Annotated in this window: 14 protein-coding genes and 1 tRNA gene; 3 read left to right on the top strand and 12 right to left on the bottom strand. The window is 69.0% G+C overall.

Annotation, left to right across the window (positions count from 1 at the left end):
* Window positions 1-23: 23 nt before the first annotated feature.
* The 9 genes from rpoB to OG210_RS10700 form a co-directional block, all read right to left on the bottom strand.
* Window positions 24-3,506, bottom strand: coding sequence for a DNA-directed RNA polymerase subunit beta (gene rpoB, locus OG210_RS10660; protein WP_266854288.1), 3,483 nt, complete (start codon window positions 3,504-3,506; stop codon window positions 24-26).
* A 552-nt stretch (window positions 3,507-4,058) separates the two neighbouring features.
* Window positions 4,059-4,445: a 50S ribosomal protein L7/L12 gene (rplL, locus tag OG210_RS10665; protein WP_266854290.1), complete on the bottom strand. Its 387-nt coding sequence runs from the start codon at window positions 4,443-4,445 to the stop codon at window positions 4,059-4,061.
* 81 nt (window positions 4,446-4,526) lie between these two features.
* On the bottom strand, window positions 4,527-5,084 hold the full coding sequence (rplJ, locus tag OG210_RS10670) for a 50S ribosomal protein L10 (RefSeq protein WP_266854292.1): 558 nt from the start codon (window positions 5,082-5,084) through the stop codon (window positions 4,527-4,529).
* 267 nt (window positions 5,085-5,351) lie between these two features.
* Window positions 5,352-6,287, bottom strand: coding sequence for a hypothetical protein (locus OG210_RS10675; RefSeq protein ID WP_328330171.1), 936 nt, complete (start codon window positions 6,285-6,287; stop codon window positions 5,352-5,354).
* Window positions 6,288-6,534: 247 nt separating this feature from the next.
* Complete coding sequence (gene rplA / locus OG210_RS10680; RefSeq protein ID WP_327295865.1) at window positions 6,535-7,257, bottom strand: 50S ribosomal protein L1; 723 nt, start codon at window positions 7,255-7,257, stop codon at window positions 6,535-6,537.
* Window positions 7,258-7,336: 79 nt separating this feature from the next.
* The gene (gene rplK / locus OG210_RS10685; RefSeq protein ID WP_328330169.1) at window positions 7,337-7,771 is read right to left on the bottom strand and encodes a 50S ribosomal protein L11; all 435 of its coding nucleotides are present in this window, start codon (window positions 7,769-7,771) and stop codon (window positions 7,337-7,339) included.
* Between the two features lie 176 nt (window positions 7,772-7,947).
* On the bottom strand, window positions 7,948-8,853 hold the full coding sequence (gene nusG / locus OG210_RS10690; protein WP_328330167.1) for a transcription termination/antitermination protein NusG: 906 nt from the start codon (window positions 8,851-8,853) through the stop codon (window positions 7,948-7,950).
* Window positions 8,854-8,927: 74 nt separating this feature from the next.
* Window positions 8,928-9,212, bottom strand: a complete 285-nt coding sequence (gene secE / locus OG210_RS10695; RefSeq protein ID WP_328330166.1) for a preprotein translocase subunit SecE — start codon at window positions 9,210-9,212, stop codon at window positions 8,928-8,930.
* 107 nt (window positions 9,213-9,319) lie between these two features.
* Window positions 9,320-9,392 (bottom strand) — tRNA-Trp (locus tag OG210_RS10700).
* 292 nt (window positions 9,393-9,684) lie between these two features.
* Between OG210_RS10700 and OG210_RS10705 the strand changes: the two genes are divergently transcribed.
* Both OG210_RS10705 and OG210_RS10710 read left to right on the top strand, forming a co-directional pair.
* Window positions 9,685-10,911 (top strand): pyridoxal phosphate-dependent aminotransferase, encoded by a 1,227-nt coding sequence (locus tag OG210_RS10705; protein WP_328330164.1) that lies wholly within the window; start codon window positions 9,685-9,687, stop codon window positions 10,909-10,911.
* Window positions 10,912-11,071: 160 nt separating this feature from the next.
* Window positions 11,072-12,088 carry an adenosine deaminase gene (locus OG210_RS10710; RefSeq protein ID WP_328330162.1) on the top strand — a complete coding sequence of 339 codons (1,017 nt, stop codon included), beginning with the start codon at window positions 11,072-11,074 and terminating at the stop codon, window positions 12,086-12,088.
* On the opposite strand, the gene OG210_RS10715 is transcribed toward OG210_RS10710, so the two are convergent.
* Window positions 12,078-12,701, bottom strand: coding sequence for a TetR/AcrR family transcriptional regulator (locus tag OG210_RS10715; protein WP_328330160.1), 624 nt, complete (start codon window positions 12,699-12,701; stop codon window positions 12,078-12,080). The genes OG210_RS10710 and OG210_RS10715 overlap by 11 nt on opposite strands.
* An 87-nt stretch (window positions 12,702-12,788) precedes the next feature.
* Here OG210_RS10715 and OG210_RS10720 point away from each other — a divergent pair, with 87 nt between their 5' ends.
* A complete protein-coding gene (locus tag OG210_RS10720; RefSeq protein WP_328330158.1) occupies window positions 12,789-13,418 on the top strand; it encodes an NAD(P)-binding oxidoreductase in 630 nt (209 codons plus the stop codon).
* A gap of 55 nt (window positions 13,419-13,473) precedes the next feature.
* Here OG210_RS10720 and OG210_RS10725 read toward each other — a convergent pair whose 3' ends face one another.
* Together OG210_RS10725 and OG210_RS10730 are read right to left on the bottom strand one after the other, a co-directional pair.
* Complete coding sequence (locus OG210_RS10725; RefSeq protein ID WP_328330156.1) at window positions 13,474-14,529, bottom strand: UDP-N-acetylmuramate dehydrogenase; 1,056 nt, start codon at window positions 14,527-14,529, stop codon at window positions 13,474-13,476.
* Between the two features lie 90 nt (window positions 14,530-14,619).
* Window positions 14,620-16,056 carry an MFS transporter gene (locus OG210_RS10730; protein WP_371535985.1) on the bottom strand — a complete coding sequence of 479 codons (1,437 nt, stop codon included), beginning with the start codon at window positions 16,054-16,056 and terminating at the stop codon, window positions 14,620-14,622.
* Window positions 16,057-16,061 lie beyond the last annotated feature (5 nt).

A 16,061-nucleotide genomic window follows, 5' to 3' on the forward strand; every position in this document is an offset into this window, starting at 1 on the left:
GTGCGAGGCGGCCGGCCAACCCGTCAGACCTCTTCGACGCTGCTCGGCTCGCGCCGGGACAGGTCGATACCGAGCTCCTCCGCTGCACGGAAGACGTCCTCGTCCGTGTCGCGCATCTCGATGGACATGCCGTCCGAGGACAGCACCTCCACGTTGAGGCAGAGCGACTGCATCTCCTTGATGAGCACCTTGAAGGACTCGGGAATGCCGGGCTCGGGGATGTTCTCGCCCTTGACGATGGCCTCGTAGACCTTCACGCGACCGGTCACGTCGTCGGACTTGATCGTCAGCAGCTCCTGGAGGGCGTACGCGGCGCCATAAGCCTCCAGCGCCCACACCTCCATCTCACCGAAGCGCTGTCCACCGAACTGAGCCTTACCACCCAGCGGCTGCTGGGTGATCATCGAGTACGGGCCGGTCGAACGCGCGTGCAGCTTGTCGTCGACCAGGTGGTGGAGCTTGAGGATGTACATGTACCCGACCGAGACCGGGTCCGGGAAAGGCTCGCCGGAGCGGCCGTCGAACATCCGGGCCTTGCCGGACGGGAGGACCATGCGGTCACCGTCGCGGTTCGGGATGGTGGACTCGAAGAGACCGGAGATCTCGTCCTCGCGCGCACCGTCGAAGACCGGGGTGGCGACGTTGGTGCCGGGGGCGACATCGTCGGCGCCGATGGACTTGAGGCGCTCCATCCACTCCTCGTTGCCCTCGACCTTCCAGCCCTGGCTGGCGAGCCAGCCGAGGTGGATCTCCAGGACCTGGCCCGGGTTCATCCGGGACGGGACACCCAGCGGGTTGAGGATGATGTCGACCGGGGTGCCGTCCTCCAGGAACGGCATGTCCTCGATCGGCAGGATCTTCGAGATGACGCCCTTGTTGCCGTGACGGCCGGCGAGCTTGTCACCATCGGTGATCTTGCGCTTCTGCGCGACGTAGACGCGGACCAGCTGGTTCACGCCCGGCGGCAGCTCGTCGCCCTCTTCGCGGTCGAAGACGCGGACGCCGATGACCTTGCCGATCTCACCGTGCGGCACCTTCAGCGAGGTGTCGCGCACTTCGCGCGCCTTCTCACCGAAGATCGCACGGAGCAGACGCTCCTCCGGGGTGAGCTCGGTCTCGCCCTTGGGCGTGACCTTGCCGACCAGGATGTCGCCGGCGACGACGTCGGCACCGATACGGATGATGCCGCGCTCGTCGAGGTCGGCGAGGACCTCTTCGGAGACGTTCGGGATGTCCCGGGTGATCTCCTCCGGGCCGAGCTTGGTGTCACGGGCGTCGACCTCGTGCTCCTCGATGTGGATCGAGGAGAGGACGTCGTCCTGCACGAGGCGCTGCGACAGGATGATCGCGTCCTCGTAGTTGTGACCTTCCCACGGCATGAAGGCGACAAGGAGGTTCTTGCCGAGCGCCATCTCGCCGTTCTCGGTCGCGGGACCGTCGGCCAGCACCTGGCTCTCGATCACCCGGTCGCCCTCGTTGACGACGACCTTCTGGTTGACCGATGTGCCCTGGTTCGAGCGGGAGAACTTGGCGATGCGGTACGTCGAGTACGTGCCGTCGTCGTTGGCGATGGTGATGTAGTCCGCGGATACCTCCTGGACCACACCGTCCTTCTCCGCCTTGAGGACGTCACCGGCGTCGACCGCGCAGCGGTACTCCATGCCGGTGCCGACCAGCGGCGCCTCGGACTGGATCAGCGGCACGGCCTGACGCATCATGTTCGCGCCCATGAGGGCACGGTTGGCGTCGTCGTGCTCGAGGAACGGGATCATGGCGGTCGCGACCGACACCATCTGGCGCGGCGAGACATCCATGTAGTCGACGTCGTCGCCGGGGATGTAGTCGACCTCGCCACCACGGCGGCGGACCAGGACGCGCGGTTCGGTGAACCGCATGTCCTCGGAGAGCGTCGCGTTGGCCTGGGCGATGACGAAGCGGTCTTCCTCGTCGGCCGTCAGGTAGTCGACGTCGTCGGTGACGACACCTTCGACGACCTTGCGGTACGGCGTCTCGACGAAGCCGAACGCGTTGACCCGGCCGTAGGAGGCGAGCGAACCGATCAGACCGATGTTCGGGCCTTCGGGCGTCTCGATCGGGCACATGCGTCCGTAGTGGGACGGGTGCACGTCACGGACCTCGAAGCCGGCCCGCTCACGGGAGAGACCACCCGGGCCGAGCGCCGACAGGCGGCGCTTGTGGGTGAGACCCGACAGCGGGTTGTTCTGGTCCATGAACTGGGACAGCTGGCTGGTGCCGAAGAACTCCTTGATGGAGGCGACGACGGGCCGGATGTTGATCAGGGTCTGCGGCGTGATCGCCTCGACGTCCTGAGTCGTCATGCGCTCACGCACGACGCGCTCCATCCGGGCCAGGCCGGTACGGACCTGGTTCTGGATGAGCTCGCCGACGTTGCGCAGACGGCGGTTGCCGAAGTGGTCGATGTCGTCGGTCTCGACGACGATCTGACGGCCGGACTCGCCCACCGTCTCGGTCTCGCCGGCGTGCAGCTTGACCAGGTACTTGATGGTGGCGATGACGTCGTCGCTGGTGAGGACACCGGCGTCGAGCGGCTCGTCGGCGCCGAGCTTCTTGTTCACCTTGTAGCGGCCGACCTTCGCGAGGTCGTAGCGCTTCGGGTTGAAGTAGAGGTTCTCGAGCAGCGTCTGAGCAGCCTCGCGCGTGGGCGGCTCGCCCGGGCGCAGCTTGCGGTAGATGTCGAGCAGTGCGTCGTCCTGGCCCTGGGTGTGGTCCTTCTCCAGGGTGGCGCGCATCGACTCGTACTCGCCGAACTCTTCAAGGATCTGCTCAGTGGTCCAGCCGAGAGCCTTGAGGAGGACGGTGACGGACTGCTTGCGCTTGCGGTCGATGCGGACACCGACCATGTCGCGCTTGTCGATCTCCATCTCCAGCCAGGCACCCCGGGACGGGATGATCTTGGCCGAGAAGATGTCCTTGTCGGACGTCTTGTCGATGGAGGAGTCGAAGTAGACACCGGGCGAACGGACCAGCTGCGACACCACGACACGCTCGGTGCCGTTGATGACGAACGTGCCCTTGTTGGTCATGAGCGGGAAATCGCCCATGAAGACCGTCTGAGACTTGATCTCACCGGTCTCGTTGTTGGTGAACTCGGCCGTGACGAAGAGAGGCGCGGCGAACGTGAAGTCGCGGTCCTTGCACTCGTCGATGGAGTTCTTCGGGGGCTCGAAACGGTGGTCGCGGAACGTCAGCGACATCGACCCCGAGAAGTCCTCGATCGGCGAGATCTCTTCGAAGATCTCTTCCAGACCGGACTTGGTGGGAACGTCCTGTCCGCTCTCGAGAGCGGCCTCGACGCGACCCTTCCAAGCGGCATTCCCGAGCAGCCAGTCAAAGCTCTCGGTCTGCAGCGCAAGGAGGTTCGGAACCTCGAGGGGCTCCCTGATCTTTGCAAAGGAGATGCGCAGCGGGGCGGTGCTGGCGCCGTTGTTCGTATTGGAGGTCGAGGCGTTGCGCGAGGCGGCCAAGAGGGGGTCCTTCCGAGGGCTCGGACTCACTACGCGCGTACCGGTCCCAAGCGGGGCACAGAGAGAGACATCCCAGGTCAGGGAGGGCAGTCATCGATGCTCAAGCGTGGGCATGCCCCTGGTGACGGGCAGGAGGCAGCTAACAGGCAGCGCAAAGGGTCAGTGTAGCCACTGGGCTCACTGATGTCCAGAGCGGGTTCTGGGAGACCCTCATTCTTCTTCTCAACACCTGCGTCAAAGCTTCCCTCTTCGTCGCCGATCCATGCCTCGGATACGGATCGATGTGACGACGCGTCCTGAGAATTGCGCGCTCCGTGCGGTTCGTCAAGGCCCCCCACCCCTCGGGGGTCGCCGCCGTCAGCGCTGCGGGAGCGAGAGAAGCCACCTGGCCCGGCGCGCAACGAAGATCACCATACTCGTCAGGGCGGGAAGAGCAAGGCAGGCAGGAGGGGCGTCAGGCACGCAGAAGGGCGACCACCCGGATGGGTGATCGCCCTTCGCTGTGCAGGTGTACGCCGAGGGCGTACGAGGGAGTCCGGAGACTCCCGGGAATTACTTGACCTCGACCGAGGCGCCGGCGCCCTTGAGGGACTCGGCGGCCTTCTCAGCGGCCTCCTTGGCGACCTTCTCGAGGACGGGCTTCGGGGCGCCGTCCACGAGGTCCTTGGCCTCCTTGAGACCCAGCGAGGTCAGCTCACGCACGACCTTGATGACCTGGATCTTCTTGTCGCCGGCACCCGTGAGGATGACGTCGAACTCGTCCTGCTCCTCAGCGGCCTCAGCGGCACCGGCAGCGGCACCACCGGCGGCGGCAACGGCGACCGGGGCGGCAGCCTTGACGTCGAACTTCTCCTCGAAGGCCTTGACGAACTCGGAGAGCTCGATGAGGGTCAGGGTCTCGAACTGCTCGAGCAGCTCGTCCTGGGACAGCTTCGCCATGATGGCGTCCTTCCACTTTTCGGCAGGTGCCGGATGTATATGACGGCGGGCGTACGGGGCCCGCTGCGACGCGAAGCCGAATTACTCGGCGTCGGCCTCGGCGGGAGCCGGCGTACCGGCACCGCCCTGCTCGACCTTGGCGCGAAGGGCGTCCGCGGTGCGGACGAACTCCGACAGCGGGGCCTGGAAAGTCGCCGCGGCCTTGGCCATCGACGCCTTGATTCCACCGGCCACCTTGGCGAGCAGAACCTCGCGGGACTCGAGGTCCGCGAGCTTCTTGATCTCATCCGCGGACAGCGCCTTACCATCAAGGACACCGCCCTTGATGACGAGGTTGGGGTTCTCCTTGGCGAAGTCACGAAGACCCTTCGCCGACTCCACCGGGTCACCGGTGACGAAGGCAACCGCCGTCGGACCTGCGAACAGGTCGTCCAGCGTGTTGATCCCGGCCTCGTTGGCCGCGATCTTGGTCAGCGTGTTCTTCACCACGGCGTACTGGGCGTTCTCACCGAGCGAACGGCGCAGCTGCTTGAGCTGGGCCACGGTGAGACCCCGGTACTCGGTCAGCACAGCGGCGTTCGAGCTGCGGAACTTGTCCGCCAGCTCGGCTACCGCGGCAGCCTTGTCGGGCCTTGCCATAGAGCGTCGGCCTCCTTCCGGGTGATGAGGACCGCTCAGAAGGGGCTGGACAGACGAAACGCCCCGGCACAGGTGCACGGGGCGCGAGCTCGACCGGACGGATCCGGGAGCACTTCCACGATCACCTGCGCGAGTCGCCCGCATCCAGCGGATCCTTCGGCCGCCGCGCCCTCTTGCGAGCACACGGCAACGACCAGCGGTCTTTGGCTTCGTCGGAAGAGTACGCGAACGGGGGCACGCCGAGCAAATCCGTTCCCTGGCAGCTGGTTAAGCACCCGGCGCGGGGGTAGAGGGCGGCGTCTTCACCAGCTGGGTGAAGTCCACGGTGTCACCCGCCGGCGGCTCGTCGGCCCGTACCGCCGTGCCGTAGCCGGAGTAGTACACGGTGGCGCTGTACGTCCCGGTCCGCAGCCTGCCACGCTCGGTCTTCTTCACCAGCAGGTCGTTGCGGTCCACCCAGATGTCGACCGTCTCGGTGCTGATCCCGGCGGCGGTGAGCTGGGCCCTGAACGCCTTCAGCCCGGCCGCGGTGAGCGCCGAGTCCCGCTCCGTCAGTGCGGCGGCGTCGACCGTGCCCGAATAGTGCGTGACCGGCACGCCCCGGATCTCGGTGTGTCCGGCCCGCTTCACGTCGCCCGAGGCCAGCAGCGCCTTCACACCCTGGTCGGGGGCCGTCTTCTGCATCTGGTCGCGCATCGCGGCGCCGGAGGCCCCCATGAGCCGGGAGAGGTCCGCGTAGCCGTATCTGATCCAGCGCTTCCCGCCGGTCCTCGCGGCGAAGCGCCGGCCCATGTCGGCGTAATAGGCGTCGCGCCGGTAGCGGGCCCTGATGGTGCTGTCCGCGCCTGCCTGCCGCAGCGCGCCCGCCAGGGTGCCACCGGTGTACGTGATGTCCAGGGCGCCCGTGACGCCGTCGCCCCAGGCCACGGTGCCCTTGACCCGGGTGGACATCTCGGGGCCCAGGACGGTCGTCCCCTCGACCCTCGCGGACCGGGCGCGGCCCGTACTCCGGTCGACGGCCCGCAGGGCGGTGACGGAGCTGTCCGCCGTCGTACGTCCAGGCGCCGGGGAGCCGCCCGTACCGGATCCGGTGCCGGTACCGCCGCCTGTACCGCCGCCGCCCGCCGAGCAGCCTGCCAGCGCGGCCAGCGCGACGGCCGCCACGGCTGTCACGCGCCCCCGCCGTACCGTGGTGCCGCCCATGAAGTGCCCGCCCCTCAGGTCCGGTTGGTCGCACAGGTCGGTTGGTCGCACAGGTCATTGTGCCGGGGCTGCGGCACGGCGTCCGGCAAAGGCGGGAAGCGCGGGAAGCGCGGCCGCCCGGAAGCGGGTTCTCCAGAGATGCGGAGCGGCGCGGGCAACGCAAAGAAGCCGGGCCCCGCACCTCCGGAGAGATGCGGGGCCCGGCTCACAGCACGCGTGTCCCGCGGCTGCCTGCCGATCCGGAGGATCAGACGGCAGCCGGGTCCTCCTCGACGAGGAGGTTGCGGGTGCGGTTGGAGTCCAGCGGGATGCCGGGGCCCATCGTGGTGGCCAGCGTGGCCTTCTTGATGTAGCGGCCCTTGGCAGCCGACGGCTTCAGACGGAGGACTTCCTCCAGCGCGGCGGCGTAGTTCTCGACCAGCTTCGTCTCGTCGAAGGAGACCTTGCCGATGATGAAGTGCAGGTTCGAGTGCTTGTCGACGCGGAACTCGATCTTGCCGCCCTTGATGTCCGTGACAGCCTTCGTCACGTCCGGGGTGACCGTTCCGGTCTTCGGGTTCGGCATGAGCCCACGCGGACCGAGCACGCGGCCGAGGCGGCCGACCTTGCCCATGAGGTCCGGGGTGGCGACGACGGCGTCGAAGTCCAGACGGCCCTTCGCCACCTCGTCGATGAGCTCGTCGGCGCCGACGATGTCGGCGCCCGCGGCCTCCGCGGCCGCAGCACGGTCACCGGTCGCGAAGACCAGGACCCGGGCGGTCTTGCCGGTGCCGTGCGGCAGGTTCACGGTGCCGCGGACCATCTGGTCGGCCTTGCGCGGGTCGACGCCCAGACGCATGGCGACCTCGACGGTGCCGTCGAACTTGGTCGCGGAGGTGTCCTTGGCGAGGCGGACGGCTTCGAGCGGGGCGTACAGCTTGTCCGCGTCGACCTTGGCGTCCGCAGCGCGGAGAGTCTTGCTGCGCTTCACTTCTGCTCCTAGATGGGGAGTGGGAGTCGTGGTGCGGGCCGGCGCTGGCCCTACCACTGTGGTGCGGAGGGGGGCTTGATCAGCCCTCGACCGTGACGCCCATGGAACGGGCGGTGCCGGCGATGATCTTGGCCGCGGCCTCGATGTCGTTGGCGTTCAGGTCGGGCATCTTGGTCGTGGCGATCTCGCGGACCTGCTCGCCGGTGATCTTGGCGACCTTGGTCTTGTGCGGCTCGCCGGAGCCCTTCTCCACGCCCGCGGCCTTGAGGATCAGCTTCGCGGCCGGCGGGGTCTTGGTGACGAAGGTGAAGGAGCGGTCCTCGTAGACCGTGATCTCCACCGGCACGACCATGCCACGCTGCGACTCGGTCGCGGCGTTGTAGGCCTTGCAGAACTCCATGATGTTGACGCCGTGCTGGCCCAGCGCGGGGCCGACCGGCGGAGCCGGGTTGGCCGCGCCGGCCTTGATCTGGAGCTTGATAAGCCCCGTGACCTTCTTCTTCTTGGGAGGCATTGCTCTCTCCGGGTCCTAGTGAGAGTGTTTCGCCGCCATCCGGTCATCCGGACGGAGGCATACCGCGCAACGATAACGGGTATAGCTGCGCGACCAAAAACCAAGCAGGTCAGACCGGCTGTGTGAGCCGGTCTGACCTGCTTGGAAGGCGTGTGTGCCAGAAGCCCTGAGAGGCGCTAGTTCTTCTGGATCTGGTCGAAGCTGAGCTCGACCGGGGTCTCGCGGCCGAAGATCTCGACGAGGCCCTTGACCTTCTTCGAGTCGGCGTTGATCTCGTTGATCGTGGCCTGGAGCGTCGCGAACGGACCGTCGGTGACGGTGACCGAGTCGCCGACCTCGAAGTCGAGCACCTGGACCTCGACCTTGCGGGCCGGAGCCGGCTTGCCCTCGGCCTCAGCGGCCTCGCGGGCGGCCTTCTCCTCGGCCTCCGGGGCGAGCATCTTGACGATCTCGTCCAGGGTCAGCGGGTACGGGTCGTAGGCGTTGCCGACGAAGCCGGTGACTCCGGGGGTGTTGCGGACGACGCCCCAGGACTCGTTGGTGAGGTCCATGCGGACCAGGACGTAACCGGGAAGCTTGTTCTGGCGGACGTTCTTGCGCTCGCCGTTCTTGATCTGGACGATCTCTTCCTCGGGCACTTCGGCCTGGTAGATGAACTCCTCGACGTTCAGCGAGACGGCGCGCTGCTCCAGGTTGGCCTTCACACGCTTCTCGTAACCGGCGTACGTGTGGATGACGTACCACTCGCCGGGCAGACCGCGGAGCTCCTGGCGCAGGGCCTCGACCGGGTCGACCGGGGGAACGTCAGCGGCCTCTTCGGCGGCTTCCTCGTCCTCGGCCTCTTCGGCGGCTTCCTCGACCTCGGCGGCGGCTTCGGCGTCCTCGGCGGACTCCGCCACGGCCGCGGCCTCGTCCTCGGTGTGCACAGCGGCCTCTTCGGCGGGCTCACCGGCGACGGCATCGGCAGCTTCGGCCTGGTCCGGCTTCACAGCGTCCGCCGCCTCTACGATGTCGAGCTCGTCCTCTGTGGACTCGAAGCTTTCGCCCGGCTCGACGGCCTCGTTCAGGTTCGGGTCAGACACGGTGGCTGCTTCTTCCTGGATACAAATCGGGTGGAACATGCGAAAAAGACGCCGCTCCCGGCGTCTTTCGCGGATCAGCCAAAGACGTACTTGGCGGCCTGGTTGAACCCATAGTCAATCACGGTCACGATGCCGATCATGATGACGACGAAAACGATCACCACGGAGGTGTAGGTCGAGAGCTGGTTACGCGTAGGCCAGACAACCTTGCGCAGCTCCGCGACGATCTGGCGGTAGAAGAGTGCGAGGCGGCCGAAGGGGCCCTTCTTGCCGCGCTTCCCGCCTTTGCGCGCCTTCTTCGACTCCGGCGCTTCATCCTGCGCATCAGGCACGTCGATGGAGCCGACGGCGTCCGTCACGATCTCTCACCTGATTCCGGGTCGTGGCCGTGCCGCGCCCGGTGGAGCCGCACGGCGGTGCATAGATGTACGTACATGCGCACACAGCCTGGCGAAGGTGTGTGTAGCAGGGCCGGAGGGACTTGAACCCCCAACCGCTGGTTTTGGAGACCAGTGCTCTACCAATTGAGCTACGACCCTTTGTGGTTCCCCCAACCTACCGCATCCGACCGGGTGCACGGAGTGCGCTCGGCGGGACGGTTGGTGGAGGCCAACGACGAGTGAGTGTACGTGGTCGGGGGCCTGACGTCGAACAGCTTCGGCCGGGGCGGTCCACGGCCGGCCCGCGCATTCCGGTACGAGCCGGGTTCCGGCCGGGTTCCCGCTCGGCGTACGGCCGTTGCCCGGACTGGTGTCCGGACCGGTGTCCAGCGGTGTCCGCCCATCGAAACCTGTGTGCCGAGTCCGTTTGCGGTCTGGGACCATGGGCCCCATGAGCGCCGCAACTCCTCCGACCGAGCGCAGGGTCTCCGCCCGCATCGGTGCCATCTCCGAGTCCGCCACCCTGGCAGTCGACGCCAAGGCGAAGGCCCTGAAGGCCGCCGGGCGTCCGGTGATCGGCTTCGGTGCCGGTGAGCCCGACTTCCCCACGCCCGGCTACATCGTCGAGGCCGCGATCGAGGCCTGCCGCAACCCGAAGTTCCACCGCTACACGCCGGCCGGCGGGCTCCCCGAGCTCAAGGCCGCCATCGCCGCGAAGACCCTGCGCGACTCCGGTTACGAGGTCGAGGCCTCCCAGGTGCTCGTCACCAACGGCGGCAAGCAGGCCATCTACCAGGCGTTCGCCGCGATCCTCGACCCGGGCGACGAGGTCATCGTCCCGGCTCCGTACTGGACCACGTACCCCGAGTCGATCCGGCTCGCGGGCGGTGTCCCGGTCGAGGTCGTCGCCGACGAGACCACCGGCTACCGGGTCTCCGTCGAGCAGCTGGAAGCCGCCCGCACGGAGCGGACCAAGGTCGTCCTCTTCGTCTCGCCTTCCAACCCGACGGGCGCCGTCTACAGCCCCGCCGACACCGAGGCCATCGGCCGCTGGGCCGTCGAGCACGGTCTGTGGGTGATGACGGACGAGATCTACGAGCACCTGATCTACGGCGACGCGGAGTTCACCTCGCTGCCCGCCGTCGTGCCCGAGCTGCGCGACAAGTGCATCGTGGTCAACGGCGTGGCCAAGACGTACGCCATGACCGGCTGGCGCGTGGGGTGGATCGTCGGCCCGAAGGACGTCGTGAAGGCCGCGACCAACCTCCAGTCGCACGCCACCTCCAACGTCTCCAACGTCTCGCAGATGGCCGCGCTCGCCGCGGTGTCGGGGAACCTGGACGCGGTCGACGAGATGCGCACCGCCTTCGACCGGCGCCGCAGGACCATCGTGCGGATGCTCAACGAGATCGACGGTGTGCTGTGCCCGGAGCCGGAGGGCGCGTTCTACGCGTACCCCTCGGTCAAGGCGCTCATCGGCAAGGAGATCCGCGGCAAGCGCCCGCAGAGCTCGGTCGAGCTGGCCGCGCTGATCCTGGACGAGGTCGAGGTCGCCGTGGTGCCCGGTGAGGCGTTCGGCACCCCCGGCTACCTGCGTCTGTCGTACGCGCTCGGCGACGAGGACCTGGTCGAGGGCGTGTCCCGGATCCAGAAGCTGCTGGCCGAGGCGACCGACTGACGGACGGGCCGCACGCCGTCCGCTCGACAGCCACGGCACGCACGGCACGTAAGGAACGGGCCTCCGGTTCTCCACCGGGGGCCCGTTTCTTCGTTCGGTGGCCTCCTCGTTGGGGGAAAGTGGCTTCCGGTGCGGCGGTTCCGTACGGCAGGATCCTTGGATGGAGCGAGTACGTGACATCCGGCTGCTGCCCAAGGCCCATCTGCACCTGCATTTCACCGGGTCGATGCGGCCCTCGACGCTGCTGGAGCTGGCCGGCAGATACGGCGTGCACCTGCCTGAGGCGCTGACCGGCGGTGAACCTCCGAAGCTGCGGGCCACCGACGAGCGCGGCTGGTTCCGGTTCCAGCGGCTGTACGACATCGCGCGCTCCTGTCTGCGCACCCCGGAGGACATCCAGCGGCTGGTGCGCGAGGCCGCCCAGGAGGATGTCGCGGACGGCTCGCAGTGGCTGGAGATCCAGGTCGACCCGACCTCGTACGCCCCGTTCCTCGGCGGGCTGATCCCGGCGCTCGAAGTCATCCTGGACGCGGTGGACTCGGCCTCGCGCGACACCGGGCTCGGCATACGCGTGGTGGTCGCGGCGAACCGGATGAAGCACCCGCTGGACGCGCGGACCCTCGCGCGCCTCGCGGTGCGTTACGCGGACCGCGGTGTGATCGGCTTCGGGCTCTCCAACGACGAGCGCCGGGGCATGGCGCGGGACTTCGACCGCGCGTTCGCCATCGCCAGGGAGGGCGGTCTGCTTGCCGCGCCGCACGGCGGGGAGCTCAGCGGGCCCTCGTCGGTGCGGGACTGTCTGGACGATCTGCACGCGGCGCGGATCGGGCACGGGGTGCGGGCCGCCGAGGACCCGCTGCTGCTGAGGCGGCTGGCCGAGCGCGGGGTGACCTGTGAGGTCTGCCCGGCGTCGAATGTGGCGCTCGGCGTCTACGAGAAGCCCGAGGACGTACCCCTGCGAAAGCTGTTCGACGCGGGGGTGCCGATGGCTCTCGGCGCGGACGACCCGCTGCTGTTCGGGTCGCGGCTCGCGGCCCAGTACGAGCTGGCGCGCGCCCAGGGGTTCAGCGACGCCGAACTGGCCGAGCTGGCACGGCAGTCGGTGCGCGGCTCGGCGGCGCCCGCGGACGTCCGGCGGAAGCTGCTCGCCGGCGTCGACGACTGGCTCACCGGCTGACCTCTCGTACGACCCCCCGCAGGAGCGTGCGGGCGAGCCCGGCGGCGAACACGTCGAGCGGCTGCGGGGGCCCGCCCTCCTCGGTCATGTCGTACGCGAAGGCGCGCTGGGCGCAGGCGCCGAGCAGCAGTGAGGCGGCGGCGTAGGTGTCGGCGCCGCTGTCGATCCGGCCCGCGTCCCGCTCGGCGCGCAGATAGGTGTCGACGCCGCGGATGGGCATGTGGGGGCCGGTGCCGAGTTCGCGCATGGCCGCTTCGTGGCGCCGCTTGAGCTGGGGGTCGGCGTAGAGCGAGGCGGCGATCGGGAAGCTCTGCTCGTAGAAGAGGGCGGCCCTGCGGGCGATCTCGGTGAGGTTCTCCTCGACGCTGTGCAGCTGCGGTTCGGCGGCCAGTTGGTCAAGGAGTGGAGTCAGCCTGGGCAACCGTTCTCTGAGAACGGTCACGAACAGTTCTTCCTTGCTCGCGAAGTGCTTGTAGAGCGCCGCTTCCGAACAGCCGGCCGCCCTGGCGATCTCTTTGGTGGTGGTCCGGGCCAGGCCGATGGTCAGCATGAGGCTGTGGGCGGCGTCGACGATCCGGCCGCGGGCGGGCTTCTGCTGCGCGGGTGGCTGCACGGGCGCTCCTACCAGGCTTGACGGAGGGGTGAGTGACTGCCCACTCTAGGGGTGAGTGAATACTTACCCACCTTGGGAGGGTGCGCGATGAGGCTCACGGTGTTCGGTGCGACCGGCGGTATCGGAGGGCAGGTCGTCCAGCAGGCGCTGGACGCGGGCCACCAGGTCACGGCGGTGGTCCGCGATCCGGCCCGGCTCAGGGCGACCGGGTCGGGTCTCGATGTGGTCCGCTCGGATCTCGGCGACCCGGAGCCGCTGCGGGCGGCGGTGGCCGGGCGGGACGCGGTGCTCTCAGGTCTGGGGGCGCGCGGCCGCAAGGACGCGGGCATCACCCAGGTGCTGACCCGGCCGGTGCTCGCGGCCATGGAGGCGGAGGGCGTACGGCGGCTGCTGGTGGTGAGCGCGGCGCCGCTGGCACCGCCCGGGGACCAGTCGTTCGCGGACCGCGCCGCGCTCGGGCTGATCGGCGTGATCCTGAAAGCGGTCTACGAGGATCTGCGGGTGATGGAGGCCGAGGTCGCGCGCAGTGCGACGGACTGGACGTCGGTCCGGCCGCCGAAGCTGACGGACAAGCCGCTGACCGGCAGGTACCGGACCGTCATCGGGGGCAATCCGCGCGGCGGCCGGAGCATCTCGCGCGCCGATGTGGCGCACGCGATGCTGGCGATGATCGACGACCCCGCGACGGTGAAGCAGGGGGTCGGGGTCGCGTACTGAGCCGGTCGCGTACTGAGCCCGGGTCGCGTACTGAGGGGGACGGTGCCGGCGCCGGTTACAGGCTGACGCCGACCGTCACCGGCTCGTTGACCAGCGTCACGCCGAACGCCTCGTGCACGCCGGTGACGACCTCGCGGGCGAGCGCGAGCAGGTCGTCGGTGGTGGCCCGGCCCCGGTTGGTGAGCGCCAGCGTGTGCTTGGTGGAGATGCGGGCCGGGCCCGTTCCGTACCCCTTGGTGAAGCCCGCCCGGTCGATCAGCCAGGCCGCCGACGTCTTGGTCAGCCCCTCCCCCGCCGGGAACGCGGGCGGCGCGGTCTCCGTTCCGAGCCGCTCCCTCACCCGCGCCAGGAACGCGGCGAACTGCGCGTCGTCGAGGATCGGATTGGTGAAGAACGAGCCGGCCGACCAGGTGTCGTGGTCCTCGGCGTCCAGCACCATGCCCTTGCCCGCGCGCAGCTTCAGCACGGTCTCGCGGACTGTTGCCGCGGGCACCCGGTCGCCCGCCTCGACACCGAGGACGCGGGCCGTCTCCGGGTACTTGACCGGTGCCGAGAGGCCACCCGCGTCTTCGAGCTGGAAACGCACCCGCAGCACCACATAGCGGTCGGGTTCGGCCTTGAAGCGGCTGTGCCGGTACGAGAACCGGCACTCGGCGTTCGAGAGGGTGACCGTCTCCCCCGTGGTCCGGTCGTACGCGACGACCTCGGTGAGGGTCGACGAGACCTCCTGGCCGTACGCCCCCACGTTCTGGATCGGGGTGGCGCCGGCGGAACCGGGGATCCCGGCGAGGCACTCGATGCCCGCGAGCCCGGCCTCGACGGTACGGGCCACCGCGTCGCTCCACACCTCTCCCGCCGCGAGTTCGAGCGCGGTGCCGGAGAGCGAGAACCCGCGTGTCGCGATCCGCAGGGCGGTGCCGGCGAACCCCTTGTCGCCGATGACCAGATTGGAGCCGCCGCCGATGACGAGCAGCGGGGTGCCGCTCTCGTCGGCCTCCCGGACGGCCGCGGTCACTTCGGCGTCGGTCTCCGCCGTGACCAGCCGGGTCGCGGGGCCGCCGAGGCGGAAGGTGGTCAGGGGGGCGAGTGGGGCTTCAAGGAGTTCCTGCACGCGCCAAGCGTACGAGAACGGCCCCGCCGGTCGGGCAGGGCCGTTCTCGTACGGAGGTCCGGAGTGGCTCAGGCGGAGGTCCGGGGTGGTTCAGACGGGGACCGTCTCGCGGTCCGTCTCGGCCTCCGGTGCCGTGTCCGCGGGTCCCGGTGTGCCGCGCCGCGGGATCAGCAGCGCGACGAGCGCGGCGACCGCGACCACGGCGGCGCCGATCCACAGGGCCGGGACGGTGCCGTCGGTGAAGGAGTCGGGGGACTCGTACCCGCCGCGGGCGGCGAAGACCGCGCCGAGTACCGCGATACCGAGCGCGCCGCCGACCTCGCGCAGCGCGTTGTTCGCGCCGGAGGCGATGCCCTGTTCGGCGGGGCGGACGCTGGACATGACCACGCTGGACGCGGGGGCGAAGTACAGCGCCATCCCGGCCCCGCCGAGGATCAGGGCCGGCAGCATCGTGGGGTACGACACATCCGGACCGATGAGCAGCGCGAAGAGCGCGAGCCCGGCCGCCTGGAGGGCGAGGCCGGCGGCGACGACGGGCCGGCCGCCGATCCGGTCCGAGAGGATGCCCGCGAACGGCGCGATGATCAGCGGCATCCCGGTCCAGGGCAGCATCCGCAGTCCGGCCTGGGTGGGCGAGTAGCCCAGGACGCCCTGGAAGAACTGGCTCAGCAGGAATATCGAGCCGAACATCCCCAGGAACATCAGCAGGGACGCCCCGTTGATCCCGGCGAAGGCGCGGTTACGGAAGAGCCGCATGGGGAGCATGGGGTGGGCATTACGGAAGCCGTGGTGGACGAACCCGGCCAGGAGCGCGACACCCGCGAAGAGGCTCGTGAGGATCCGCGCACTGGACCAGCCGTCCGTCTGCCCGTTGACGAGGGCGTAGACGACGCCGAAGAGGCCGCCGCTGACCAGGAGCGTGCCAGGAATGTCGAGCCGGGCGCCGAGCCCGCGCGACTCGGCGAGGCGCAGCCCGGCGAGCGGGAGCAGGGCGAGGCCGATCGGCACGTTCAGCCAGAAGATCCACTGCCAGGACAGGTGCTCGGTGAGGGCGCCGCCGATGAGCGGCCCGCTGGCTACGGCGAGGCCGGTGACGGCGCTGAAGATCCCGAGGGCCGCGCCCCGGCGGGCGGCGGGTACGGCGGCGGTGAGCAGGGTCAGCGTGAGCGGCATCATGATCGCGGCGCCGACGCCCTGCACCGCGCGGGCGGCGATGAGCGGGGCTATCCCGGAGGCGAGGGCCGCCGCGGCGGATGCGCCGGTGAATATCGTGAGGCCGGTGATGAAGAGCCTGCGGCGGCCGAACCGGTCGCCGAGGGCCGCACCGAACATGAGCAGGACGGCGAAGGTGAGCGTGTAGGCATTCACCGTCCACTGAAGGTCTTCCAGCGCGCCGCCGAGATCCTCACGGATCGAGGGCAGCGCCGTGGTGACGACGAGGTTGTCGAGAGCCGCCATGAAACCGGCGACGCTGGTGATGATCAGAGCCCAGGTGGCGCCTCCGCGCCGGGCCGTCCGCTCGTTCACTGCTC

It is taken from the genome of Streptomyces sp. NBC_00466, assembly GCF_041433995.1.
Taxonomy (GTDB): Bacteria; Actinomycetota; Actinomycetes; order Streptomycetales; family Streptomycetaceae; genus Streptomyces.

What these genes read in the sequence shown, in the direction of transcription:
- rplJ (WP_266854292.1), bottom strand. Translation starts at nt 5,084, where the DNA reads ATGGCAAGGCCCGACAAGGCTGCCGCGGTAGCCGAGCTGGCGGACAAG.
- OG210_RS10675 (WP_328330171.1), bottom strand. Translation starts at nt 6,287, where the DNA reads ATGGGCGGCACCACGGTACGGCGGGGGCGCGTGACAGCCGTGGCGGCC.
- OG210_RS10720 (WP_328330158.1), top strand. Translation starts at nt 12,789, where the DNA reads ATGAGGCTCACGGTGTTCGGTGCGACCGGCGGTATCGGAGGGCAGGTC.
- rplL (WP_266854290.1), bottom strand. Translation starts at nt 4,445, where the DNA reads ATGGCGAAGCTGTCCCAGGACGAGCTGCTCGAGCAGTTCGAGACCCTG.
- OG210_RS10705 (WP_328330164.1), top strand. Translation starts at nt 9,685, where the DNA reads ATGAGCGCCGCAACTCCTCCGACCGAGCGCAGGGTCTCCGCCCGCATC.
- OG210_RS10710 (WP_328330162.1), top strand. Translation starts at nt 11,072, where the DNA reads ATGGAGCGAGTACGTGACATCCGGCTGCTGCCCAAGGCCCATCTGCAC.
- rplK (WP_328330169.1), bottom strand. Translation starts at nt 7,771, where the DNA reads ATGCCTCCCAAGAAGAAGAAGGTCACGGGGCTTATCAAGCTCCAGATC.